General features: G+C 44.7%; 2 protein-coding genes and 1 other annotated feature. Of the genes, one reads left to right on the top strand and one right to left on the bottom strand.

Annotated elements, in window-relative coordinates; genetic code table 11:
- Positions 1–42 precede the first annotated feature (42 nt).
- Positions 43–313: a binding site (T-box leader), on the top strand.
- A gap of 74 nt (positions 314–387) precedes the next feature.
- Entirely contained in the window at positions 388–1,791 is a 1,404-nt protein-coding gene (locus VN379_RS19970) for a sodium:solute symporter family protein (protein WP_325537100.1), read from the top strand.
- Positions 1,792–1,878: 87 nt separating this feature from the next.
- Here the strand turns inward: VN379_RS19970 and VN379_RS19975 are convergent, their stop codons facing one another.
- Complete coding sequence (locus VN379_RS19975) at positions 1,879–2,337, bottom strand: redoxin domain-containing protein (RefSeq protein ID WP_325537102.1); 459 nt, start codon at positions 2,335–2,337, stop codon at positions 1,879–1,881.
- Positions 2,338–2,409 lie beyond the last annotated feature (72 nt).

Consider the following 2,409-nt stretch of genomic DNA (forward strand, 5'->3'; position numbering starts at 1 on the left):
GTACACCGGGATGAGTATAATCATGTTAATAATAAAATACTAGATATAGTGATGACGGAAAAAAGTAATTTTGTACTTTCCATGCAGAGAGCTAGTGGTTGGTGTAAACTAGCTGGAAATACTCAATGAAGTTCCTTCCCGAACTGCAGGCTGAAGGTTATAGTAGGCTGCGCCGTTTTGTCTACGTTACAGACTTAAAGTAGATCTTATGATTTAAACAGGGTGGTACCGCGGCTTTTCGCCCCTTAGGTACTTCCTTTTTTATTTTTTAAGATCTAAATTGGGTGGTACCACGGTAACTATCGTCCCTCTTCAGAAGAGGGGCGATTTTTTTCTATAGCCGGCATAGAAAAAAGTAAAGATGCTTATATTTTTAGGAGGTTACTTATGAATATTCCTTTTATTATTGTTTGCTTGTACATTGTATTACTATTTATGATCAGCTATTATGCAAAACGGCGTTCAGCCGGCAGTGCAACAAACTATGTACTTGCCGGCAGACAGCTTACCACTCCGCTTATTACTGTATCTATTGTGGGGCTTGCGGTTGGCGGGGCATCAACTATTGGTGTTGCCGAACAAGCCTACAAGGTCGGCCTTTCTGCAGGCTGGTATACAACCGCCTGGGGATTAGGGGCGATCGCCATGGGCTTGTTAGTTGCCAAAAAATACCGTGAGCTCAATATCACAACAATCCCCGAGTTGTTAGGGCGTTATTATGATAAAAAAGGCATGATCGCTGGGATCGCCTGTCAAATATTAATTCAACTTGTGGTCATGTCGCTGCAATATATCGCAGGGGGCAGTATTCTCTGCGCTTTAATGCCTGAAGTCTTTACCCTGACTACCGGCATGCTGACAAGTGCTATTGTCTTTATCGGTATTACCTCAATCGGTGGTATGTGGTCTGCCAGTTTATCCAATCTGTTAAACGTCAGCCTAAAATATGTAGGCATCATCCTGGCCACCATTGTCGGGGTGACACACGCCGGCGGTATGGCTAATATTCAGGCCAATCTTCCTGCTAATGTACCTTATCTGGATATGATTGACGGTGTCGGCATACTCGGTATTATTAGCTGGATCGTGGTATTGGTAACAGTTAACCTTTCGCTGCAGAGTATTATTCAGATATCGCTGGGGGCCAAAGATGTAAAAACCGCTCAACGTGGCTTTATTATCGGTGGATTGATGATGCTGCCAATTGGTTTTGTCAGTGCCCTGCTGGGGGTTATAGCCAAATCCATGTTCCCTAATGTTAGCCCGGCCCTGGCTCTCCCGATGACCATCATGTCTTTGGACCCGGTGCTCGCAGGAATTACCCTGGCTGCTCTCTGGGCAGCCGATGTATCAACAGCCTGTAACCTGCTGCTTAGCTCGGCGACCCTATTCTCACAGGATATTTACAAAAAATTTATAAACCCCAGCGTAAGCGAGAAAAACTTCCTCGTTACCACCAAAATAGCGGTGGTGGCTCTAGGCTTGCTTACCCTTACGCTGGCTATGACTATTAGCGGCATTATCAGCACCCTGATGATTGGTCTTAGTCTTACAGCTGCCTTTAGCGTTATTGTACTGTTTACCCTTTTTGCTCCAGGTCTTTGCCGGAGAAATTCCGCTTTCTATACAATATTGACTGGGGTCATAGTATTGATTCTATGGCAAACAACCCCGGCTGTCCGGATATTCCCACATGTTATCTATCTTGAATGGCTTGCTTGCCTAGCTACGTTCTTCCTAATCTATTTGGTAGATTCGAAACCAATAGCTAGCACTGAATATGCGAACTAACGGCAGTACGACCCCAAACACAAAAGAGAAAGACCTGAAATGTTCATTTCAGGTCTTTCTCTTATAATATACTAAGTTCAGGTGATGTTAACGCCTGATCTCGGCAAGCACCTCGTTAATATCCGGTAGTTCAGGAATTGGATACACCTTTACCCAGAGCACCTTCCCTGTCTCATCAATCAGGATATTGGCCCGCTCGGAAAAGCCTTCGCCCTCACGAAACAGCCCGTAGGTCTGTGCGACCTGGCCGTGTGGCCAGAAGTCTGCTGGCAGCTTGGTCCGGGTAATCTCAAGTTCTTTCGCCCACGCATTTTTGCTTGGATAAGCGTCAACACTGAGTCCTAAAGGTACGGTATTGTATTTTTCCATTTCCTCATAATTAGCTTCCAGTGATTTCATCTGTTCGGCACAAACTTTAGTCCAGGCTAGCGGATGCCACGATAACAATACTTTTTTTCCCCGGTAGTCAGATAATTTCACGTCCTGTCCACGGTTGTCTTTCAGCACAAAGTCGGGAGCATAATCACCTACAGTAATCTGTTTCATAGTAGTTACCTCCTATGTATTAGTGAGTTTTCTTACTAAAGTTATACCGCTGCATAGTAGTATTTCCATAAC

Origin of the sequence: Sporomusa sp. (genome assembly GCF_035561255.1) — a bacterium.
Taxonomy (GTDB): Bacteria; Bacillota; Negativicutes; order Sporomusales; family Sporomusaceae; genus Sporomusa.